General features: G+C 40.1%; 16 protein-coding genes and 1 pseudogene. 13 read left to right on the forward strand and 4 right to left on the reverse strand.

Translation table 11 applies throughout. The annotated features are described in order from the left end of the window. A pseudogene (locus Q7J63_RS12275) lies at positions 1-451 on the forward strand (hypothetical protein); the annotation flags it as partial. A 271-nt stretch (positions 452-722) separates the two neighbouring features. Here Q7J63_RS12275 and Q7J63_RS12280 read toward each other — a convergent pair. From Q7J63_RS12280 to Q7J63_RS12290, 4 genes are all read right to left on the reverse strand, one after another. Further along, a complete protein-coding gene (locus Q7J63_RS12280; RefSeq protein ID WP_304886474.1) occupies positions 723-1,253 on the reverse strand; it encodes a hypothetical protein in 531 nt (176 codons plus the stop codon). Positions 1,254-1,282: 29 nt separating this feature from the next. Beyond that, positions 1,283-2,419, reverse strand: a complete 1,137-nt coding sequence (gene yidD, locus Q7J63_RS12285; RefSeq protein ID WP_304886475.1) for a membrane protein insertion efficiency factor YidD — start codon at positions 2,417-2,419, stop codon at positions 1,283-1,285. Between the two features lie 411 nt (positions 2,420-2,830). Further along, entirely contained in the window at positions 2,831-2,932 is a 102-nt protein-coding gene (locus tag Q7J63_RS20880) for a hypothetical protein (protein ID WP_370691905.1), read from the reverse strand. Positions 2,933-3,480: 548 nt separating this feature from the next. Next, positions 3,481-4,503 (reverse strand): LacI family DNA-binding transcriptional regulator, encoded by a 1,023-nt coding sequence (locus tag Q7J63_RS12290; protein ID WP_019600123.1) that lies wholly within the window; start codon positions 4,501-4,503, stop codon positions 3,481-3,483. Positions 4,504-4,744: 241 nt separating this feature from the next. On the opposite strand from Q7J63_RS12290, the gene Q7J63_RS12295 reads away from it, so the two are divergent. The 12 genes from Q7J63_RS12295 (at position 4,745) to Q7J63_RS12350 (ending at position 24,776) form a co-directional block, all read left to right on the forward strand. After that, on the forward strand, positions 4,745-7,852 hold the full coding sequence (locus Q7J63_RS12295; protein ID WP_304886476.1) for a TonB-dependent receptor: 3,108 nt from the start codon (positions 4,745-4,747) through the stop codon (positions 7,850-7,852). Between the two features lie 12 nt (positions 7,853-7,864). Continuing rightward, positions 7,865-9,232, forward strand: a complete 1,368-nt coding sequence (locus Q7J63_RS12300) for a RagB/SusD family nutrient uptake outer membrane protein (RefSeq protein WP_304886477.1) — start codon at positions 7,865-7,867, stop codon at positions 9,230-9,232. Positions 9,233-9,275: 43 nt separating this feature from the next. Next, a complete protein-coding gene (locus Q7J63_RS12305; RefSeq protein ID WP_304886479.1) occupies positions 9,276-10,721 on the forward strand; it encodes a DNRLRE domain-containing protein in 1,446 nt (481 codons plus the stop codon). Between the two features lie 97 nt (positions 10,722-10,818). Next, positions 10,819-11,586: a 6-phosphogluconolactonase gene (locus Q7J63_RS12310; protein WP_304886481.1), complete on the forward strand. Its 768-nt coding sequence runs from the start codon at positions 10,819-10,821 to the stop codon at positions 11,584-11,586. Positions 11,587-11,733: 147 nt separating this feature from the next. Further along, positions 11,734-13,296 (forward strand): family 20 glycosylhydrolase, encoded by a 1,563-nt coding sequence (locus Q7J63_RS12315; protein WP_304886483.1) that lies wholly within the window; start codon positions 11,734-11,736, stop codon positions 13,294-13,296. A gap of 2 nt (positions 13,297-13,298) precedes the next feature. Further along, positions 13,299-14,780 carry a sodium:solute symporter family protein gene (locus Q7J63_RS12320; RefSeq protein WP_304886485.1) on the forward strand — a complete coding sequence of 494 codons (1,482 nt, stop codon included), beginning with the start codon at positions 13,299-13,301 and terminating at the stop codon, positions 14,778-14,780. 3 nt (positions 14,781-14,783) lie between these two features. Beyond that, the gene (locus Q7J63_RS12325; RefSeq protein WP_304886487.1) at positions 14,784-15,932 is read left to right on the forward strand and encodes an N-acetylglucosamine-6-phosphate deacetylase; all 1,149 of its coding nucleotides are present in this window, start codon (positions 14,784-14,786) and stop codon (positions 15,930-15,932) included. A gap of 44 nt (positions 15,933-15,976) precedes the next feature. Then, a complete protein-coding gene (locus Q7J63_RS12330; protein ID WP_304886489.1) occupies positions 15,977-17,581 on the forward strand; it encodes a beta-N-acetylhexosaminidase in 1,605 nt (534 codons plus the stop codon). A gap of 538 nt (positions 17,582-18,119) precedes the next feature. Beyond that, the gene (locus Q7J63_RS12335; protein ID WP_304886491.1) at positions 18,120-18,674 is read left to right on the forward strand and encodes an RNA polymerase sigma factor; all 555 of its coding nucleotides are present in this window, start codon (positions 18,120-18,122) and stop codon (positions 18,672-18,674) included. A gap of 119 nt (positions 18,675-18,793) precedes the next feature. Beyond that, positions 18,794-19,762 carry a FecR family protein gene (locus tag Q7J63_RS12340; RefSeq protein ID WP_304886493.1) on the forward strand — a complete coding sequence of 323 codons (969 nt, stop codon included), beginning with the start codon at positions 18,794-18,796 and terminating at the stop codon, positions 19,760-19,762. 74 nt (positions 19,763-19,836) lie between these two features. After that, positions 19,837-23,295, forward strand: coding sequence for a SusC/RagA family TonB-linked outer membrane protein (locus Q7J63_RS12345; protein ID WP_304886494.1), 3,459 nt, complete (start codon positions 19,837-19,839; stop codon positions 23,293-23,295). Between the two features lie 11 nt (positions 23,296-23,306). Further along, on the forward strand, positions 23,307-24,776 hold the full coding sequence (locus tag Q7J63_RS12350; protein ID WP_304886496.1) for a SusD/RagB family nutrient-binding outer membrane lipoprotein: 1,470 nt from the start codon (positions 23,307-23,309) through the stop codon (positions 24,774-24,776). The last annotated feature ends 1 nt before the right edge of the window (position 24,777 follow it).

The following is a 24,777-nucleotide window of genomic DNA, read 5'->3' on the forward strand; positions in this document are numbered from 1 at the left end:
TTATACCTTGAACCAAGGTTTTTCTTCCCCAACCAGGTTACCAAAACTGGCAGATGCAGCTACTTATGCGATCATCCGAAATGAAATAGCCTATTACAACAACAACCAAAATGGATTGAATCAAGTCTACAGTCCAGATGAAATTGAGCTATTCAGAAATGGATCAGATCCGCTGGATTATCCAAACACAAATTGGCAAAGAGAAACCCTTCAGAATTTCGCTTTGCAAAATCAGCATAATTTTGAGCTCAAATACTTTTTGTCGGACCGCGAGAATGTCATCAAGATCCAAATATGGGTGGCGTTGATCCTTAACCTCTTGTTTACAGTCCTACACAGGCGGTTAAGGGAGGCGGAGGATTTTTCCACCATGGTCATAGTAGCGGCAAAAAAATTTATTTTCCTATGTCAAGTCTGGAAAAAATTTCACCCATGCCAAAGCTTATTATAAAAGGATGTACCAAAAAGACCTTTAAAACGTACAAAACCATTTATTCATGATAGGATAGGGGGCACTTTTTGTGTTTTAACAAAAATCCTTTACAACGATATTAGAGGACTTTATTTTGATTTTTTTAGTTTAGTCGGATGACAGTAATTATTTTTCAGCTATTCAAATAGCTTTGATTTAATCAAAAAGCCATTTAAATAAGTTTAGTGAAGCTGCCAGGATAAAGACAGCTTCACTAAAACCAATAAACTTCTAAGTCAATATCCTTTTGTTAATCTACTGCAATCATTACATCGTTCCCAACACGGGCATCAACAGAATATCCCTGTGGGATAACTCCATTTTTACCCTTCATCGTTAAAAACAAAAGGCAAACCAATACACCCAAAACGATAGACAAGGTTTGTTTGTCTTCTCCTTCCTCATATATTTTGGCACCAGTTAATAAAATTTCAGAACCATCGACTGCAGGTAAGGAACGAATGTCTATTTCTACATAACCTTCTTTTCCAATACCTTTTGCTTTTTGTACGCGTTGTACCAGCCCTTTGGCAACAGTTCCTTTTCTTACAACAACTTTGTCATCGACTTTTATGTCAGTTCGCACAAAGAAATCGATGGATTGGCCTGCAATCACAGTGGCAGAGTTAATTTCTTGAGCGGATTCGAGTGCAATCAATGTTCCTGATTTCAAAAGTATTTTTTCATAATTTTTTGGCACAAAAGACATGAATGAAATGGAAAATGTCAGGAGTAGTGATAATACCCAAACTGAATTTGAATTGGAGATTTTTTTGATCATGATTTTAGAAATTAAATAAGTGAAATTGTTTATTGTGTGATGTATAAAAGTTTGGATTTTAAATTCTTTTCCTTGTTTAGGTTTTGTCTTTTTATTGAATTGATTCCACCTGTAATGCTCCCTGAATAAAAAGTCACCGTGAAAATTCCAGCTAAAATACCAACTCCATGATTTCCGGTTTTGAAACTGGTATAACTGGCATACCCCATAAGCCCAGTTAGTATTAAAGAAGTCAAACCCGTAGTATTCTGACCTGCATAAAAATAACCGCCGCCAGGTACCAGTCCCAAAACTCCAGCGATATATGGTTTTTTTCTTTTAAATGTTTCGATACTATTTATTATCAATACATTACTTTTCGCATAATCCAAATAAATAAAATCTTGATCTACATCATTAAATTCAGTTAACGCTGCTTCATAATTGTTTAGATAGGCATACGACACCCCAGATAATAAATTTTTATAAGGATAGTATTTATCATGCAGATTTATAGCCGTTAGCGTAGATATAGCATCTTCAAAGTTATTTAATCTAAATCGTGCATCTGCCAACTCTAATAAAATTTCTGGCTCCTTTTTTATATGATCTTCCAATCGGTTTTCAAAATAAAAAATTAATTTTTCATGTTCTCCTATGGCATTTAATGCGATCAAATGATTCAATTCAAGTATTAATACTTGCTTGTTTTTTTCACCAAAATGGACTAGGCGTTTGTATTCAATAATTGCGCTTTCATAATCTTTAGCGTTTATCAAAGAAAGGAAAAAGGTAGTGTCATTTTTATCGTCGTAAAAAGTAATATTTTTGGAAAATTTCGCCGGATAACGTTGTGATAATGGGCTTTTACTAAATTCCCAAGTTGGAAAATCCTCAAATTTTGGTTCTCCTTTTTTCCAATTAAGATCATAGAGACGCTGTTCATGACCACATCTGATGAGTCTATCTGAAGTTAGTAATAGACCTTTTAAGGCACCAAATTGACTGAAAGCCTGCATTGAATAATGTGAACAACTCGGATACATTGGGCAACTCTGACCACGAGTGTCACTTATAAAATCCGTATAAATGTAAAACAGATCAGAAATACTACTATCCTTGTCCTGTCCATATCCTTTTGAAATATGTAAAAAAATTAACGTCAAAATTAATATAAAAGATTTCATTAAATAATTTTATTTCCAAGCATTTAAAAAAAAAACTACATTTCGAATGCGAACTAGCAAATTAAAACACAGTTTTGCAAATTAAATTTTATTTTTATGAAAATAGTTCAAAGCTGTATGTGTAGTAATGATGAAAATTTTATAAAAAATAACAACAAAATTTTGTTTAATAATCTATTAAATTGAATGTTATTTATAATTTATTTAATTATTTCTTTTTGAGAAGTTTAATTAAAATACTATAAACCCGAGTTCGACTTTAAAATAGAGTATTCTGGTTAAAAAAAAGACCTAGTCATATTTGATGGCCTGCTTTTTTGGGAAGAATGAGTACAAGTCTTGGATAAGGCTGGGAATGAAATTCTCAAATGAATCATGTCTGGAATACTCAATCTGACTGATGTTTTTCAGTTAATTGATGACCGTTTCGATCACTGATCTTTTTTTAAGCAATATTTTGACTTTAAGCTCCAAAAGTGTATTCTTCGTATTGTCGCGAATACTGAAGATCAAATGTACTATATCCCTAAATAAAGCTCATACAACTCCTTGGAAATGCATCCATTATCCGCATATAGTTTGCCCTTTGATCCGAAATTTGCACTCGCTTTATTAATGAGGTTGAAACGCCATGAAAATCAGACTATCTGGAGAATAGGCTGTGGTGCCCAAAGGGTACATTCATAAACATTTAACAAAGACTGATTTTTAATCAATTTCAGGATGGAATAAAATTGAAAATGGAGAAAATTGTTTAACCCGTTTTATGCATTGCGAATCCACATCCATTTATCAACATTGGTGGATACAGCAATCCCTCATGCAGAGAATGGGGTCTAAGAACAATTATGCCAAAGTAATCCGAGCTGGATGGGTAGGGGATTAGGATAATTGGCGGGCTCGGATTTCCAAGACCTTTGTTTCAAAAAAACTGGTTTTTTAAGGAAGAAGGGTCCTTTTTTTTATTAGAATCCCTCCTCCGGAAAACTGAAATACAAAGTGAAAAGGGACGATTTTTACATCGTTTTATCAAGAGTGCTGGATTCCAGTCACCAATGAAATTATCTTGAACTTGATTCTCGAATCAAAAGCTCTGTTTTAATGGTGATGATTTCAGTTTGGATGATTTCTTCCTCCTCCTCAATTTGACCAATCAATAATTTTGCAGCCGCCAAACCCATTTCGAAAGCGCGATCGTTTACGGTTGTTAGATGCGGTTCTATGATTTTTGAAATAGGATAATTACTGAATCCGACAATAGCGACTTCTTCCGGGATTTTGACCAGCTTTTTTTGAAAAACCTGAATGGCACTGACAGCTGTATAGTCATTGGAACAAAAAACACCGTCAGGTCTGGGAACTAGATCAACTAGTTTTTCTGCGAAAAGAGCTCCTTCCTCATAACTCAAGTCTTTTGTGAAATAGATCAAACTTTCATCAATTGGGAAATCATGCTTTGTCAATGCAGCCTTATAGCCTTCAAATCTTGCTTTGAAGATACCTGTAGATTGGTTACCACCAATATGACTGATTCTTTTACAACCGATTTCGATAAGATGTTCAGTTGCTTTGAAGGCAGATTCAAAATCATTGATAACGATTTTATTCGCTTCCATACCAGTAGGCACCCTGTCATAAAAAACCAAGGGCACTTTCATTCTGTTGAGCTTTTCAAAATGCTCATAACTATTGGTTTCTGTTCCTAGACAAATGATTACACCCTCTGACATTTTGTTTTGGAGGATTTTGGTGATTTCTTTTTCTCTTTCTAAGGAATCCCTTGATTGAAAAATAGTCACATTGTAACCCGCTTTGTAGGCAAACTCCTCAATACCACTGATGACCAAAGAGTGAAAGTGGATGTCAATTCGTGGGACAATCACTCCAATCGTCAAAGTTTTGTTTTTCTTGAAACTTGAGGCGATTGAGTTCCTTGTGAAACCCAGTTCTTCTGCTTTTTTTAAGACTTTTTCTTTTGTCTCAATGCTTATTCCGGGGTGATTGTCAAGAGCCCTGGAAATTGTTGAGGCAGCCAATTCCAGTTCTTTTGCAAGGTCAACGAGGGTAATTCTCTTTTTTTTCATAAAGTTACTGGTTGCAAACGTTTGCAATATAATGAAAATTTTAATTTTTTTATTATATGTGTTTATGTGAATAAAAGGCTGTTTAGCCTGTTTTATTTACTGATTTTGACTAATTATTCAAAAATCCCCCGCTCTTTCTTGAAAAATATCATGCAAACGTTTGCATGATATTGTCTAAAATTTTACATTTGAAGCAGGTACTTAAATAAAATTCTATTGAAACACATTTAACTTCAATTCTATGAGCCAAAGAATCAGAAATGCCCTATTTAAATATATGGGCAGTCGCTTAGCACTCAAAATAGGACTTTCTCTTCTCGTCATGTTCTTTTGTTCAATTTCAGGATATGCACAAACCCCTGGCATTACCATTAAGGGTAAAATTACAGATAGTAAAACAGGAGAACCCATTTTTGGGGCAAGTGTATTGGTAAAGGGGACCTCAAACGGCACGTCAGCTGATTTAGATGGTTTGTACACGTTGGGAAATATTTCCGGTCAAGATATAATAAGATTTTCTTATTTGGGTTTTGAAACACAAGAAATCCGGGTAGGAAATTTCAGTGAACTGAATATATCCTTGCAATCATCGACCAGTGATTTGAATGAATTTGTAGTAATCGGCTATGGAGTTCAAGAAAAGAGAAATTTAACAGGTGCTGTTGTATCCGTTGGCAGTGATGAAATCTCGAAAACAAATTTTCAAGACCCGATTTCTGTCTTACAAGGTAGGGCAGCAGGGGTTCAGGTTACATCAAATTCCGGAGCACCTGGTGGCGGGATGACCATTAACATCAGAGGTAATTCCTCCTTAAATGCGGGAAATTCTCCACTCTATGTAGTGGATGGCGTGCCGATAGAGACAAACGTGTCTTCTTCATTAAACGGAACGGAGAATTTTGGTTTGAATCCCTTGGCGGATATTAATCCGACAGACATAGAGTCGATTGAAGTTTTGAAAGATGCCGCATCTACTGCGATTTATGGGTCACGTGCCGCAAATGGAGTAGTCATGATCACTACCAAAAGAGGGAGATCTGGTAAACCCCAGGTGGATGTGAACTTTAACTCAGGCATCAGTACTGTTTCCAGAAATCTGGGTGTCTTGAATGCAAGTCAATACAGGAGTGCTGTTTTGGATTCTTATCGAAATGCAAACAGTTCAGAGCAAATAATACCTGCGGTTCTTGATTCATTAAGTGCTATCAACAATGGTGATTTTGACTGGCAAAGTGAAATGTTTCGTGTGGCGAAACAAAGCAATATAGATTTTTCAATAAGAGGTGGTTCTGACAACGTGAGATATGCATGGAGTTCCTCTTTCTTTGATCAAGATGGGGTTATTTTAAATTCCAATTATAAAAGAATCACTTCCAGGCTTAATGTTGATTTTGATGTATCCGACAGGCTTACGATTGGGCAAAGTGTGTCCTATACAAATGCTGTAAACAATAGGTCTAATGCTGCAGGATCCGGGAACTTAAGTATCGTAAGGGAATTGTTGATACGGCCTCCAACATTTGCCATGAACTTGCCTGACGGATCCCTCAATGGGTATCAATTGGGAAGAAGAAACCCTGTAGGCCTTGCACAGCTTTCGACCAACTTGAACAAAAGTAACAGGCTGATTGCGAGTCAATACGCAGAATATAAAATTGCTGAGGGTTTAAAATTCAGAAGTAGTATCAATGTGGATTTTGTCTCCATGAAGGAAGACACCTTTATCCCTTCTACACTTGACTTTCGTGCAGGATACAATACTGGTTCGGTGAGGTCATCTAACAACATGACTTGGGCTAATGAAAACATCCTGACTTATCAAAAGCAGTTTGGAACAAGTCACAATTTTGGAGCACTTGCAGGATTTAGTTACCAAGATTGGAAATATGAACGTACAGGTCTGGATGGGCTCTTTTTTACAAGTGATAATATCAGGACCCTGAACGGTGCCGGTACGATTTCCAATCAAGGTGTCAACGTTGCCAGCGAACACTCCATGTTGTCTTATTTTGGTAGAGTTTCATATGATTTTGAGCGGAAATATTTGTTTGAAGCAAATATCCGTGCGGATGGATCCTCCCGATTTGGTAAAGATAACAGGTTCGGGTATTTCCCATCTGCATCGGTTGGATGGAGATTTTCAGATGAAGGCGTTTTTGATAATGTGAATTTCATGGATGATGGTAAAGTTCGTTTTAGTGCTGGGAAAACCGGAAATGAAGCGATTGGCAACTATACTTCACAGGGTGAGTTTTTAGTTGGGACCAATTACTTGGATTATTCAGGAGCTTCTCCCTCTGTGATGCCCAATTCCGGATTGACATGGGAGACCACTACGCAATACAATGCCGGATTGGATCTCTCTTTTTGGGAAAATAAACTGATGATCAATGTAGATGCATATATCAAGAATACGAATGATTTGCTCTACAATGTGCCAATTCCAAGAGAGACAGGTTTTAATTTCATCACCCAAAACATTGGAAGCATCCAAAATAAGGGAATTGAATTGTTGATGACCACACGGAATGTTTCCACTCTGGATTATAGCTGGTCAACAAGTTTTAACATCAGTTCCAATCGGAATAGTGTAAAAGATTTGCCCGACAACTTGCTGACAAATGGTTTTATCCAAAATGGCGCTTTTCACATTTTGAAAGAAGGATTTCCCATTGGAACTTTCTATGGTTGGAGGTTTGACGGAGTCTACGCCAGGGATGAAGACAATGTCAACGGGATCACAAACGGAGCGCAAGGCCCTGCATACAGAGGAGGAGATCCGATTTGGCACGACGTCAATGGAGATGGTTTTATAGACCAAAACGATAGGCAGGTGATCGGGAATGCAACCCCGGATTTCTTTGGAGGGATCAACAATGACTTCACCTATAAAAATTTCAGCCTAAGTGTTTTCTTCCAATTTTCTTATGGAAATGATATCTACAGTGAAATCAATCACCAAAGAAATTCAATTGTCAGATACAATAACCTTTCTACAGACGCCTTGAATAGGTGGAGACAGCAAGGTGACATAACAGATTATCCCAAGCCTGTCAGAGATGATCCTTTGCAATCGATGAACAGAATTCAAAGCAGATGGGTTGAAGATGGATCTTATATCAAACTCAAGAATGTACATTTCCGATATAGCTTGCCAAATAAAATGCTGAATCGTTGGAAGATTTCCAAATTGGATGCCTACGTGACAGCTACCAATTTGATCACCTGGACAAACTATACGGGGTATGATCCTGATGTAAATTCTTATAGTGGATTGAGAGTAGGAGTTGATGAAGGTTCATACCCTCAGAGCCGTACCATTATCCTAGGTTTAAATATTGGGTTATAAAGAAATACAGCTATGAAAAATACATTAAAGATATTTCTAGGAATTTTATTGCTGAGCATTTATTCTTGTTCAGATGACTTATTGCAAAGAGACCCCATCAGCAGCTTTTCAGCTCAAGGGTTTTACAAGACATCAAGTGACGCTCAGGCTGGTGTTTATGGAATCTATGACGCTGTTCAGGCTACATATTCCACAAATTTCTCCTTGTGGGGAGAAGGTCGAGCCGATGCTGTCAATACAAACCAGGCAGGTGATCCCTTTCTTCTTCAGCAGAACACTTTGAATTCTATTTTGGCATCTGCGAGATGGAACAATCTTTATGAAACAATCAGTAGGGCAAATTATGCAATCAAGTATATCCCTACCGTGTTGGAAGATGACAACGAGTTTGGACGACAGCTTGTAGGCCAAGCCAGAGCGCTGCGTGCACTTTCTTATTTCTATGCGGTAAGAGTATGGGGTGATGTTCCCTTGATTTTAGAGCCTTATGAAAGCGTTCAGCAGAATATTTTTCCGGAAAGGTCTGATAAAGAGCTGGTTTTGAATCAAATTGAAGCAGACTTGATTTATGCTTCAGAAAATTGCAGAGCAAGTTTTGGTGGAGAACGGAATAGAATTTTGATTACCAGAGGGGCCGCGGAGGCAATGCTGACGCACCTTTACATGTGGAAGAAAGATTATCCCAATGCCATTGGTTCGGCTGAAAAAGTACTTGCAAACAATCTGTACGCATTGGTACCAATGAATGATTGGTCACGGATATTTACCCAGGGATATACCAATGAAAGTATTTTTGAAATTGGCTACAATGAAGTTCAAAGGAATTCATTGAGGGTACTCTATGCACTCGGATCGGATAGTAATTTCTTTCCAAGTCAATCTTTCAGGAATTCTTTTGAAGATGGGGATTTGAGGCAAGATTTGATTTATGATGTTGCCGAAACTCAGCCACGGAAAATATGGAAGTTTTTTGGACAAGGTTTCAGTGACGAAAGTCCGGACCCTTCAGATAAAAACATCGTTCTCTTCAGATTAGCGGATATTATGCTATTAAAAGCTGAAGCCCACCATCAGATGGGGCAAACTGCTGAGGCGCTTTCCTTATTGAATACCATCAGAAACAGGGCGGGGCTTGCGAACTTGGATGAGGCTGGAGCCACCAATTTATATGGCGATGTAGAGTCTGCTATTTTACATGAAAGATTAATAGAGCTTTCATTTGAAGGACACAGGTGGTTTGACTTGGTTAGAACTGGAAAGGCAATAGAAGTCATGAATCCAATCAATGGATTAAACGATGAACGGAATTTACTTTGGCCAATCCACGAAGATGCCCTGAACAGGAACCCAAACCTTTCGCAAAATTTATTTTATCAATAAATAATGTGATGCCTCTAGTATCGTACAATCTAAATCTATCAAGATGAAAAATATAAAATTTACAAAATCCATATCCTTTGTAGTCATGTGTTTGGCTGGCTTGAGCATGTGCTTCAGTTGTGTGATTCAGGATAATTTCGATTATAAGGAATCAGGGACAACGGGTGACTTGGGCGTGTCGGCTTTGGAGTTTATTCAGACAAATGATTCGTTCTCAATGTTAAAAAATGCTATTGAGTTGACTGGACTTGAGGGTGTTTATGGTGGTGAGTCAATCAGGACATTTATAGCGCCTACAAATGCCGCTTTTACTACTTATCTTCAGAGTAACGCCTACAGCAGTTTATCCGAAGTTCCAGTTCCTATCTTAAGAAATGTTTTGAGGTACCATATTGTGAAGGCCAAAGTATTGTTTACAGATCCTGAATTATTTGAAAGCAATTTCCCCATTTCTTACGAAACAGAAAGTGGCCAGTCAATATTCTTGTCTCACAATACAAATTTCATAGGTCTAATCAATCAAAATACCAGCAGACAATGGGAAATATCCACCTCAAATCTGGAGCCCACCAATGGAGTGATCCATGTGGTCAATTCAATTGTTTTCTTCTCTGCCCCCTCTGTGAATTTCGATGCTTTGGACCCATCGGTCAGAACAGACACCATCTTTCCTCTTTTTGATAGCTTTGTGAATGGAGGTGCTCAATCGAATGCGAATTTCGGGACAAATCCTCTTCTGAGAGTGAAAAACGTAACCGGCGCAGGGGATTTTGATAGAAGAGCCTATTTGATGTTTGATTTAAATGAGCTTGAAACTGAAGGTGTAATCACTGATTTGAGATTTCAAATTGGGGTTGTATTTACACACGCCAGAAATAATGATTTGGACCTTTACCACGTGAAGGACACCACCTGGACAGAAATGGGGCTGAATTGGAACAATGCCACCCTTCCGGATGATGGTCCGATTGCAACGCTAAAAACCACAAAAATCACTGCATTCAATTATGACATAACGGATTTCTTTTCTACCCAAAATTCATTGGGAAGGGTGACATTTATGCTGGATGGTGAATTTACCAAAGACGAAACAAACGATCTCGCTTCCAAAGAGCACCCAACGATTGCACCTCCAATGTTGATCGCAACCATTGCGACTGGGGATAGCGCTCTGGAATTTGTGACCAATGCAGGTTTTACGGTCGAATCTGGAGGTTCATTTGTCTGGAACAAAGAGATGCTTGAAATCACAGGAGCATCCGTCAATGACATCATCTATACTGTCGTAGAAGGTCCGGAAAGAGGTTTTCTGGTTAGAGGAGCAAGTATTTTGAAGGTTGGTGACCGATTTACCCAGAATGATATAAATGTCATGAATCTCCTTTATATCAATGATGGCAATGGGAGTACCGATAAAATTGTGTTATCAGCAAGGGATAGGGCCGGTGCCAGATTGGATGCGTTCGACGTATTGATCACCATTCAGTAAAATATTTTCTTTTTCAATTGGTACTGAGACAGGTGGGCTTTTTCTCCATAACCGAGGGTGAATCTTTGCCCCCCTGTTTCATTTAAAATTTAAAAAAATGACAGATTTTCAAAAAGACGTCCAAGTCTTTTCAGAACAAAATAAAGTGGGTATAGCCGCCGGAAAAGCAGTTGAAAATTGTATACTCAAATTACTGGACAATCAGGATGTTGTTCGGATTGTCTTTGCGGCTGCGCCTTCTCAAAGTGGTATGCTTGAGTATTTGGCAGCGTCTAAGCGAATCAACTGGCAAAAAGTAGTGGCAATGAATATGGATGAATATATAGGCCTGCCCAAAAATTCAAACCAATTGTTTTCCAAATTCCTTGAAGAAAAATTATTTTCAAAAGTGGCACTGAAAGAGGTCAATCTAATCGACACACATGCCCAAACACAGGATGAAATCACAAGATATTCAAGATTGATCCATAAGGACAAGATTGATATAGTTTGTTTGGGAATAGGAGAAAATGGCCATATTGCTTTCAACGATCCCCCTGTAGCAGACTTTGAAGATCCGGAAACCATCAAGGCAGTTGAACTGGATGAAGAGTGTAGGATACAACAAGTCAATGATGGATGCTTTGAAACAATTGAGGATGTCCCGAAATTGGCGCTCACACTGACAGTACCTACGCTGATGAAAGGAAAACACCTATTTTGCGTGGTGTTGGGAGCCAACAAAAGCGAAGCGGTAAAAAACACGCTTACGGGTCCCCTGTCCCATTCTTGTCCTGCGTCAATCCTGACCACGCATCCAAATTGTAAGTTTTATTTTGATAAAGACGCAGCAAAGGGTCTTTCGATTCCTGAACTTGAAGGTTGAATCATAGAATGCTTTCATGGGCTTCCTTTAGATTTAAAGGATTTAGAGGAAGCTCGGAAAGCCTAAGGTTGCAGCCAGAAAGTTATATATAGGTTGCATTCACAGAAAATACCCCAACAAAAAAAGCCAATCAAATTTCATCCCGATATGATTAGAAGAAAACTCTTAACCATTTTATGCCTTGTTCTATTGACAGCGGCTCATATTCCTCTGTCTTTTGCAGGGGAGTCGGTAAATTCAAAAGAGGAGGATTTCAAAATCAAAGGGTTTCACCTTGATCTTAGAATCCAGGTAATGACTCCCGATGCACTCAAGGCCTTTGCGGAGGAAATGGTGGGTTTTGGTTTGAACACCTTAATCGTTGAATGGGAAGGGACATATCCTTTTGCCAAGCATGCCACTATTTCAAATGAATATTCTTACTCCCGAGAGGAAGTAGTGGACTTTATTGAATTTTGTGAAGGGCTTGGAATCAAAGTGGTGCCCCTGCAACAAAGTTTAGGGCACGTCGAATATATTTTAAGAAATCCAAGATATAGTCATTTAAAAGAAGACAGAAAGGATATCTCACAAATCTGTCCCTTGAAAACTGAGGAAAGCAAGGAGCTGTTTACGGAGTTGTTTAGAGATTTGATAGAAACCCACAATTCTGACTTTATCCACATAGGAGGAGATGAAACCTACCTTTTGGGACATTGTGAACTTTGTCGTCAGCGGGTAAGCGAAGTTGGGAAATCCAAATTGTTTGTGGATCACATGAAAATGATCACAAACATTGTCATAGAAATGGGGAAAACCCCTTTGATGTGGGCGGATATCATTTTGAAGTATCCTGAAGCAGCAGCAGAACTGCCAAGTGAGACAATTTTTATTGATTGGAATTATGGTTGGAAGATCAATCATTTCGGAGATATTCCGAATCTTCAGAAATTAGGCTATTCCTTTTGGGGAGCTCCTTCCATTCGGAGCCATCCTGACAACTGGTACGTAACAGATTGGCCAACACACTTCAAAAACCAAAGAGAGTTCATTCCCCATGCAAGAGAAAACAACTATACAGGGATGGTCATGACTTCATGGTCAACTACCGGGTTGTACGGCTTTACATGGGATGTGGGATATGATGTGGTGGACATGACACAGATCAGAAATACCTATCCTATGTCTGGATTTAGAATTTTGATAGCCAGCTATGCGGAATCCTTGAAAAACAGCAAACCAATTGATGCCAAGGAATTTATTCTTCGGTATGGCCAAGAGCGATTTGGACTGAGTGAAAATGAATCTTTGAAATTATGGGCTTTTTTATCATTTCCGCCTGAACTTATTGTCAATGGGAAGCCTGAAAAAAGCAAGAACATAGAGGCGATGAAGGAAAATTTCAGGAAAGTAAGAGAGGAATTGGTTCAAGTTTCCACCAAAAACAACGACCATGAATTTGCTCATTTCAAACTCATGGCCGACCTGAGGATGCATTATTTAGACTTTAAAGAAATTGAAGCAATTTATAATTCAGAGACCTTTTTACAATCGATGACGCCTGAATTGGTAAGTCAATTAGAACAGATATTGGAGGATGCCAAGGTGTTGAGCGAGAGATTCACGCAGTTGAATAAAGGATTTTTGTACGACTCGGAATTGGAGGATCAAAACAAGCTAAGAACACAGCAGATTCTTGTGCTTCACAACCGTTTGTCAAAGTTGAAATAAGGATGGAATTACTCGATTGGATTGTTCTGTTTGTCTATTTCCTGATGCTTTTGTCAATTGGCCTTTGGGCGTATTTCCGGGTAAAAGACTCCGCTGATTTTTATACAGCAGGAGGGAAGTTGCCCTGGTGGCTTTCAGGTATTTCCCACCATGTTTCTGGATACAGTGGGGCAGTATTCGTCGCTTATGCCGGAATTGCCTACACACATGGATTCACCTTATATGTTTGGTGGGCCTTTACAGTGGGACTCTCCACCATGATCGCTGCATTTTACATAGCGCCAAGGTGGTCAAGGTTGAGGATTTATGCTGGAATCCAATCGCCTACGGAGTATTTGTTGATAAGATATAATTTGCCTACGCAACAGCTGATCGCCTGGACGGGAACGATCATCAAAATTTTTGATACAGGAGGGAAGCTCGCCGCCATAGCTGTTCTCCTGAATGTATTTAGTGGCACCTCGATTGCTTTTGGAATCCTTTTGGTCGGATTGGTTTCTCTGGTTTACATTACCATCGGGGGGCTTTGGGCGGATGTATGGAATGATTTTGGACAATTTATTGTCCAGCTGCTTGCGGGTCTCACGATGTTTGTCATGATTTTACTCAAACTCGACGATGGAATCAGCGGTATCGTGACGATGTGGGACAGGCTTCCCTCCGGGAATTCCGATTTTTTCAATGATCCTTACACCATCACTTTTGCACTCGTGATGCTGGTGATTAATTTTTTTAGTTACAGTGGGGGCACTTGGAATCTTGCCACAAGATTTATCTCAACTTCTTCGGGAAAAATGGCCAAAAAAGCAGCAATATTGTCATCCCTGCTTTATTTTACATGGCCTTTGATTTTGCTTTATCCGATGTTTGCCACGCCCATTTTTTTTGAAAACATGGCTGATCCAACCCTTTCATACGGCATGATGGTTTTGGAATTTTTGCCATCTGGTTTGGTGGGTTTGGTACTGGCCTCTTTGTTTGCCAACACATTATCCATGACGGCTTCTGATTCCAATACAGTTTCGGCGGTGATCAGTCGGGATATTCTTCCCGTTATTTTTCCTTCAATCAAAACCTATTCTAAAAGTCAACTCTTGCGGCTTGCACGAATAACAACACTTTCTTTTACAATATTGACGATCCTCACGGCATTGAACTCGGGTTATTTCGGAGGTGTATTCGGCTTGATCATTTCATGGTTTGCAGCACTTTTGGGTCCGATCGCCATACCCATGATATTGGGATTATTGCCTGCTTTCAGGAAAAGTGACGGGAGGGTTGCCATCATTTCGATTGTCGGAGGTTTATTGACATTCATTCTCCTCAAAGTAATCCCAATTGCTTCTCTATCCATCGAGATTGGTTCACCAATTTTAGTTTCATTTTTGTTATTTGTGATTTGTGGATATTTTAATAAAAGAAAAGTCCCTCAAAAAGTAAATGAACTTCACATGAACCTGGGAAGAATTGAGAAAAACCAATAAGCTATGAAACACAGTATGGAAGGTCTGCACTATAAATCGCTGAAGACAATTCGGGTTGATATTGAGCAGGACATCATTTCAAATATTGCCGAAATCAAAAGCAGTAAGAATAATTATTGGATAGCACCCGGATTGGTAGATCTTCAGGTGAATGGCTTCAGAGGAAAAGATTTCAATCAAGAAGACACCAATATTGAGGATGTCGAGCTGATCACAAAATATTTATGGGAAACTGGCGTCACAACTTATTTTCCCACATTAATCACAAACAGTGATGCAAACATCAGGCATTCCATTCAAAACATCGTCCATGCCTGCAAGGAGAAGTCAATAAAGGAAACAATCGGAGGAATCCACCTTGAGGGACCATTCCTTTCAAAAGAGAATGGTCCTAGAGGAGCACATCCGCTTGAATTTATCCAAGCGCCCAACTGGGACCTTTTCTGTAAATGGCAAGAAATCGCCGAAGGCAAAATTAAGATGATCACACTTTCCCCCGAATGGTTAGCATCAACTGCGTTTATCAGTAAGTGTGTGGACAGGGGTGTGGTCGTCGCTATTGGTCACACCGCTGCAAGTCCCGCACAAATCCAAGAAGCAGTAGCCGCCGGTGCGTCCATCTCAACCCATTTGGGTAATGCAACCCATGCAATGCTCCCCAGACATTCGAACTATATTTGGGAACAGCTTGCTTCTGAAGGCCTATGGTCCACCATCATCGCCGATGGTTTTCATTTGCCCGACTCCCTCTTAAAAGTATTGCTGAAAGTAAAGCCCGAAATGACTGTATTGGTGAGCGATGCAACAAAATTTGCAGGAATGAAACCCGGCAGGTATCATAGCCACATTGGAGGAGATATTGAATTGGATCAACAGGGCAGGCTGTTTATGAAAGATTCCCCGGATTTTTTGGCCGGATCGGCCAAGTCCCTTCTTGACTGCATAGAAAATCTAAGCAACCGCCAAATAACTTCTCTGGCCAAAGCTGTTGATATGGCCTCCATTAAAGCCCTGGAGGCAATAAAGGCAAGGCCTTCTTTTGGATTAGAAATCGGTAAAAAAGCCGATTTAATGGTTTTTGAACAAGTAGAAGGCAAAATAAATATTGTCCAGACGATAAAGGCAGGAAAAATTGTCTATTCACGCACATGATCCAAGCATTCAATAGTTCGAAGCAGATTCACTCATTCTCAAATATGAAAAAAAACATCATTTACCTACTCGCTTTTCTCACGGTTTGTTGCGGAACCATTTTCAATTCAAAAGCGCAGATTATTCCACATCCATTAGAGATGAAATATGGGTCCGGAGAGATGGTTCTTGAAAGTGACTTGGTTATTATTGGATCAAGTGAGGTTCAAAATGAAGCCGAATATCTGGCTGATTTTTTGGAAAAAGGATTTGGAAGGAAAGCTGCGATTCGCCCAATAGGAGAGGGTTTGAAACTGGTGCTGGAAAACAATTTGATAGAGAAGTTAGGCGTCGAAGGGTATCGGCTCCGTGTTCAGGGGGATGGAATAACCATAGAGGCAGCCACTCCCACAGGGATCTTTTATGGAGTGCAAACCTTTAGGCAATTATTGCCCGTGACATTTGAACACAGTTCAGAAAGTCAAGCCATCACCATACCCTATGTGGAAATCACCGACAAGCCAAGATTTCAGTGGCGCGCCTTTATGCTGGACGAATCCAGGCATTTTATGGGGGGTATGGAAGTGAAAAAGCTTTTGGACCAAATGGCTTTGTTGAAAATGAATACCTTCCACTGGCATCTCACCGATGATCAAGGCTGGCGGATAGAAATCAAAAAATACCCAATGCTTACAGCAATAGGAGCAAAGCGGAAAGATACCCAGATGGAATACCGCAGCGAAAAGCGATACGGGGAATCTCATGAAGGCTTCTATACCCAAGAAGAAATAAAGGAAATAATTTCTTATGCAAAAGAGCGGCATATCACCATAGTCCCGGAGATCGAAATGCCCGGTCATGCCATGGCTGCCATCGCGGGTTATCCTTGGCTTGGAGCGCTGGGGACTACAGAAACAGTTCCGGAGATTTTCGGTAAAATGCCAGATTCATTTAATATTTCTGACCCAAAAGTAGTGGGTTTCTTGAAAGATGTTTTGGACGAAGTGATTTCATTGTTTCCAGGGGAAGCCATCCATATTGGAGGAGATGAGGTGAATTATGATCCTTGGATCAAGTCAGATGAAATTCAAGCCTTTATGGCCAAGGAAAACCTGAAATCTCCTGTGGATTTACAGATATACTTTACAAATCAAATTTCAAATTATCTTGAGAATGCCGGTAAGCGCATGATGGGTTGGAATGAGATCATGGGAGATGACATCCACGAGGAGAGGGAAGAATCACAGGATGCTGTTGAACAGAAATTGGCTTCATCCTCCATCGTTCATTTTTGGAAAGGGGACCTTTCCTTGATCCAAAAGGCAGTTGAAGGGGGCTATCAAGTGGTAAATTCCAATCATTGGGACACTTATCTGGACTATACCTACGAGCGGTTGCCTCTTTCTAAATCCTATGCCTTCAATCCAATACCGGATGATTTGGAAGAAAAATACCACAAAAATATACTCGGAACGGGAACGCAAATGTGGACGGAATGGACCCCCAATGTGGAAGCCTTGGAAAAACAGATATTCCCAAGGTTGATTGCGTATGCTGAGGTGGGTTGGACTGTTTTGGAAAACAAAAATTATGAAAGGTTTTTAAAGGCTCTACAGGAGTACAAGCAAAGATTGAAATTGAAGGGAATCAGTTTTTATGAATCCCTATAAAGAACCGGAACAGGCCCTATTTGTTGGACCAATAGTATTCCTTCCAAAACTACGGTAGGCATGGGGAGGAAAAATCAAGTGTAGTCCACCTTGGCATGCAGTAGAGCCGAATGGAATAGCGGGATACTTTTGCAGTGCGGTGCCGGAAGGTGATGAATGAAGAGAGTGATCCCGAGCATCCGGGAGAGCGAAGGGAATGAATCTTCTGGAGGAATATGGGAGGGGGGATTATCTTTCCCTTTTTATATGAAATCAGAACTTGGCTTGCATCAAATAATTGAATTATTCCGCCAATGTAAACTGGGTTTTGGTCCTTTTAAGGGTTCTTTTATCTTCTAATAAGGTCTAAAGGTCAATCCTGGCTTCTAGGAAATAAATTTAATTATTTTTTTAACCACTGGTCAAATAACAAATACTGTTTGAGTCCCCTTTATTTCCCCAAACCCATCCCCGGCTTAACCCAATTTTAATAATTTCTTAAAACAGAGATGTCGCCCAAGCCTTTGATACTGTTTAAATTTGGAGTGATCTAACAGTTATGCAAAAACTCCAATCAGATATCATTCTACTGGAAAAGATCAAAAAGGGGGATGCAAAAGCATTTGAACATCTTTTTGGCCAATACTGGGACTTACTTTTCAATGCGGCTTATGGAAGACTCAAGGCAACTGATCTGGCAAAAGATGTGGTCCAGGAAGTATTTATTGACCTATGGAATAGACGAGAAAAGCTTCAGGTTACTTTTAGCCTAGAAACTTACCTACTTACAGCAGTCAAGTACAATATTTTCAAGGTTATAGACCAAGTCAACCTAGAGGAAGGTCTCAATGCCGACTCTGGCATGATCCCAATGCCGGATGAGGACGTTCTTCCATTGGAAGAATTGTACAATCAACTGGAAGTAGCTTTGGAAATGCTTCCTGAAATGGCCGCCAATATTTTTAGAATGAATAAACTTCAAGGAATGTCTGCCACGGACGTAGCCCAAGAATTGGACATCAATGTACAATCAGTCCACAATTCCGTACACAAGTCTATGAAATTGCTCAGAAAATCCCTCAGATATACTACCGTTTCCATTCTATTTCTTTGATTTTTTGCAAAAAAGCACTTAACCATAGATTACTTTTTTATCATCTTTTCACTTCCGAATTAACTTTTTGATAATCTGAAACCTGAGTAGTTTCTTACCGATTCCAGCACTTATCAGTGATGAAAAGACAAAATCTCCATGGACCCGGTATTAAAGATCTGCTTTACAGACTTCTTCGGGGAAAGCACCTCCAAAAAGAACAAAAGGATCAGCTTGACCTTTGGTACAATGGACTTTATGAAAAACCTGAAACTCCCCAGGATCTAGAGAAAATAAAAAATGAGGCTTTCAAGGCAATCCAAAAGGAAACGGGTAAGCGTGATCCTTCCATTTTTTACATTTCCCGATTTGCAGCGGCTATGATCGCGTTGGTTTTGGTGGCCTCATTGGTCTTTTACATCAGCTTGAATAGGAATGACAATGGGCTTTTCCGAAACAAAACCACTGCTTGGCAAACCTACCAGACCCAAAAAGGAGAACGGAAATCAATTCTATTGCCAGACAGCTCTCACGTATTCCTTGCAGGAAATTCCAAAATCTCCATTCCCGACAATTTTATGAAAGGCCGAAAGGTTAAATTAGTTGGTCTGGCATTTTTCAAGGTGAAATTCTTTGATAATCTCCCTTTTGAAGTCCAGACAGCGAAGCTTCAAACCGCTGTTTTAGGCACTTCCTTCAATGTTTATGCTCCTGAAAATGGTGAAGAACGGGTGGAAGTAAAGACGGGTAAAGTCAAGGTTAAACAAAATAATGGGGGTAAACAGACCACTTTAACCAAAGGTCAGCGAGTATCCACAAGGGAAGAAAACCTGATAACAGCCCTGATTTCCGAAAGAGAAGATACCTTTTCATGGATAAACAATACCCTGATTTTTAACAATGTAACAGTCTCGGAAATGGCTGAAAAGATCGAGGATTGGTATGGGGTCGAAGTGAGAACACTGGAGGAATTCAACACCTGTAGAATTACGGGTAAATACCAAAACCAAAGTTTGGATGAAGTCTTACATATCATCAACTATTCAATCAACCTCAAACACAAATGGGAAAATGAAACACTGATCATCGAAAAAGTCACCTGCAAATAGCAAGCAGGGCTGCGTCAACAGCCCTGCTAAAATGCTGCATCAATCGAGAAACCATCAACACAACAAACAAAACTATGAAAAAAAACTTACCTGACAGTACTCCAATTAGGAGCTTCGTCAAAGGAACAATCATTTGCTTTTTATTGGTAGCCTTGGGGCTGCCAAACATGGCACATGCAAGCAATCAGCTTTCCTTCAAAACCAGTATTAAGATCTCCATTGGAGAGAAATATGTTACTGAAATCTTCGCACTGATAGAGAAAAAAACAGACTTTACTTTTTCTTATGCAACCAATTCAGTCAAAAATACCAAAGTCAATCTGGATAAGGAGAATCCAACTGTGAAAGAATTGCTGGAAATATTGGAAAAACAGGCAAACCTGGAATTTAGATTCATAGATGACACCATTGCAGTCATCACCAAAAAGGCTCCCTCAAACCTGACCAATGAGAAAGTCAATATCAAAGGGGTAGTTGTGGATAAGGTTTCAGGAGAAACTCTTCCCGGAGTCAATGTATTGGTAAAAGGCAAAAACCTGGGAACAGCGACAGATATTGATGGGAAGTTTTATCTGGAATTGGAAGAAAATGATGTTTTGACCATTTCTTTTATCGGTTATGAAACAAGGGAAATAAAGGCATCCAATCAGTCTGTTTTCAAAATATTGCTTTCGCCAACAGAACAAGCGATGCAGGAAGTTATCATCACTGCTTTGGGGATAAAAAGAGAAGAAGCTTCCTTGGGTTATTCCACCCAGTCAGTAACTGCTCGTCAGTTAACAGATGCACGAAGCAATAACTGGACAAATTCATTGGCAGGTAAGGTTGCAGGTCTGCAGGTAGTTGGAGCAGGAGCAGGACCAATGGGCTCACAGAGAATCACCCTTAGAGGTGAAACTTCCCTCAATCTGAACAACAATGAAGCCTTGATCGTGGTAGACGGTGTTCCGATTAATGGACAGATTTCCGGGACAGGCTTTGGAGGGCATCTCAACTCAGATAGTCCAGTGGACTTTGGATCCGCAGTTTCAGATCTCAATCAGGAGGATATCGAAAGTGTGACGGTACTTAAAGGACCGGCAGCTGCTGCTTTATATGGGTCAAGGGCAGCCAATGGGGCTTTGATTATTACAACCAAAGGAGGAAAGAAAAACCAAAAAGGAATAGGCGTAAGCTTCAACTCCAATATCAGCACAGAACGAACAGGATTGAGATGGCCTGAATATCAATATGAATATGGTGAGGGAAGAACAGCTGAATACTATTCCTATCTTAACTCTGAGGATGGTCCCAATACCAGCACAAATGTAGCAGCAGGAAGGGCCTGGGGTCCAAAATTCAATGGTCAGATGTACTACCAATACAATCCCGATCATCCTGAAGGAATACCTTCCGAAAGGACACCTTGGAAAGCTTATCCTGATTATATCAAAGGATATTTCAATCCGGGATATACCATTACCAACAATATTTCCTTAGATGGTGCAACAGACAAAAGCTCCGCAAGGGTTTCTGTTACCCATATGAAGAACAATTGGATTATGCCCAATACTGGCTTTGAAAGACTTTCTGTTTCAACGGCACTTGATCATCAAATCAGCGAAAAGCTCAAGATCACTTCCAGAGTCAATTATGTCAATAAGAAAAGTGACAATTTGCCAATGTCAGGATACAACAATCAAACCGCCATGTACTTCATGATCATCGGAACGACCCCCAGTACCGATATCAATTGGTTTAAGGATTATTGGAAACCGGGCTTGGAACAGATCGAACAGAAAAACCCCTTCAATCCCGGCCCAGACAATGTCTATCTCCAAGCCTATGAAATGCTCAATACCATTGACAAGCATGGAGTAATAGGATCCGTTTCAGCCAACTATGACTTCTCCGAAAAATTGAGCCTGATGTTGAGAACTGGACTAGACCTGTCCAATGAAAACAGAACACAAAGAAGACCCTACAGCATGACCAAATACCCAAGAGGCATGTTCAGACAACAGGCAGTTTTCAATTATGAAATCAACTCTGATTTTCTCGTGAGTTATAAGGATAGCTTTGGCCCCAACTTCAATGTTTCTGTACATGCCGGAGGAAATACGATGATCAATCAAAATAATTTCAATGGGGTATATGCTGACCAGTTGGCAATGCCAGGCCTCTACATGATCAGCAATAGCCTTGACCAGCCAGTGGCTGACCCAAGACTGTTGAGAAGATCTATCAATTCCCTATATGCCTCAGGACAGTTGGACTATAAAGGAATGTTTTATGTTGACATAACAGGTCGAAATGATTGGTCAAGTACCTTGCCTATTCAGAACAATTCATTTTTCTATCCTTCGGTAAGTACAAGTTTAATCCTTGACGAGGCATTCAACCTGCCTAGCATGTTCTCTTTTGCAAAGGTGAGAATGTCTTATGCCCAAGTGGGAAATGATACCCGGCCTTACCAGACAGCACGTTATTATGACCAAATCTATGCGACTAGCTTCACAAACAATGCTACCCTGTTCAATGCCGACCTGAAGCCTGAAATCACCACAGCTTATGAAGCAGGTATAGACCTTAGGTTATGGCAAAATAAAATAGGAATTGACATCACAGCCTATCAAAGTGACAGTAGAAACCAGATTTTGGCCATTCCATTGGATATCACCACAGGCTATCAGCGAATTCTAACCAATGCGGGGCTGATCAGAAGCAAAGGACTTGAAGTGGTATTGAACACAAAGCCCTTGACCAGACCAAACTTCAGCTGGAATTCAACCTTCAATTGGTCTTACAACAGGAGTTATGTGATCGAACTGGCAGAAGGACTGAACAATCAGATTATCGGTCAGCATTCTGTGGTCAGTTTAGAAGCAAGAGTTGGTGGGAGAATGGGTGATTTATATGGTCTGGGTTTCCAGAGATCACCACAGGGAGATATCATATACAACAGTTCAGGCCTTCCCGCCCAACTGGATCCGGAAAGAAAGAACTGGGGAAATGCTTTTCCGGACTGGAGAGCAGGAATTCTCAACCAGTTTTCTTTTGGCAAATTCAGGGCATCTGTCTTGTTTGATGGCCAACTTGGCGGAAATGTGTTTTCCATGACCAATCACAAGCTGAATACCCTTGGCAAAACAAAAGTAACCTTGCCTGGAAGGGAAGAAGGCATTATTGGAGAAGGAGTGGTTCGCAATGGAGATGGTACATTTTCTCCAAATACGGTTAGGACTACTGCGGCCAGATATTATGATGAATACTACAAACATTCCAATGTGGAAACAAACATCTTCGATGCTTCTTTTATCAAGCTGAGGGAGGCAAGGATTGAATATAGTCTTCCATTGACCTTTATCAAGAGGATTGGAATTCAACAAGCGTCGGTTGCACTTTATGGTAGAGATCTGCTACTTTTTACAAAATTTCCAGCCTTCGATCCTGAAGTGGCCATGCTCAATTCAGGTGCTTTCCTTCCGGGGGTTGAAATGACCCAATTTCCATCTACCAGGACCATCGGAATGAACCTTTCACTCAAATTCTAATGAAACTTCCTATGAAAAATATGATCTTTAAGTTATTGGCATTCAGTATGTTTTGGGTGTCTTCCTGTACCAGCGGTTTTGATGAACTCAACCTGGACCCAAATAGGCCTACCAAGGTTTTCCCTGGGGTAATGCTCGATCAGCTTCAGTACAGATTGGTCAACTCAAGCATAGGCAGAGCCCGTGGATTTTCTCATGAATTGATGCAGGTATCTGCTCCAAGGATGAGTATCAACAATGGCATCCACAGATATTTCATAGAGCCCAATAACTCAGCAGGATTTTGGGACAATCATTATGCATTGATGACAGATGCAGAAGACATTTACCGGGTAGCCGAAGGTTTGGACGCCAAAGCATATATGGGTATCGCTTTGACCTTGAAGTCCTGGAGCTACTCACTCTTGACAGATGCCTTCGGAGATGTTCCATACAGGGAAGCCAATAAAGTGGAGACCGGGATTTTGAAGCCTTCTTTTGATCCACAAAGAGAAATTTATGTGGATCTCCTGAAGAACCTTGAACTTGCAAACGAGCTTTTGTCCCAATCCAATACTTTTGTTTATGGTGGAGACCTGATCTATGAAACCAACGGACCAAACGGGATTTTGAAATGGAGAAAGTTCACCAACTCTCTTCGCTTAAGAATGCTTTTAAGGATCTTTTCCAAAGACGGGGATATCAATGTGAGTCAACAGATTAGCGCCATCCTTTCCAATTCGACAAAATATCCCCTGATGGAATCCATTGCAGACAATGCCATTCTAAGGTATCCTGGAAGTTTTCCGTTTTTCAATCCCTATTACAATGCTCGAACATTGGATTGGAGAGAAGGAACCTATTATTCAGAATACTTTATCGATTGGCTCAATAGAAATAATGATCCCAGAAAAACAGTGTGGGCAACCACGGTTTTGGAAAACGGGGAGAAAGTGTATAAAGGAATCCAAAGTGGATATCCCAGCAATGTGGAATATACGGTCAACTCCCACTCAAGCTACAGAGATGAATTGAAAATCTTGCCCGAATTGGGGATCATCATGACCTATGCCGAATTGGAATTCATTAAAGCTGAATTGGCCTTACGCGGATTTTCTACCGGAGCAAACATCGAAGAACATTATGGCAGAGGCATTGCCGCCTCCATGCAACAATGGAAAGTAGCTTTGCCGAGTGATTATATCGATCAGGGAGAAATCAGAATCAACGGAGAAGATGCTTTTGATCAGAAACTGGAGAAAATTATTCAGCAGAAATATTTTGCTTACTACTTTAATGATTTTCAGGCATGGTTTGAAAAAAGGCGAACAGGATTCCCTGTATTGCCAAGAGGTGCCGGCGTTCCGGTAGAAAATCAATTCCCTTCACGAATCACATACCCCAACTACCTGCAGGCACTAAATCCGGAAAACCTTCAAGCTGCCGTGGCACGCATGGGAGGCGATACGCAGGATACTAAAGTCTGGTGGGAAAAAAAATAAC

The organism is Rhodonellum sp. (assembly GCF_030656585.1).
Lineage (GTDB): Bacteria > Bacteroidota > Bacteroidia > Cytophagales > Cyclobacteriaceae > Rhodonellum > Rhodonellum psychrophilum.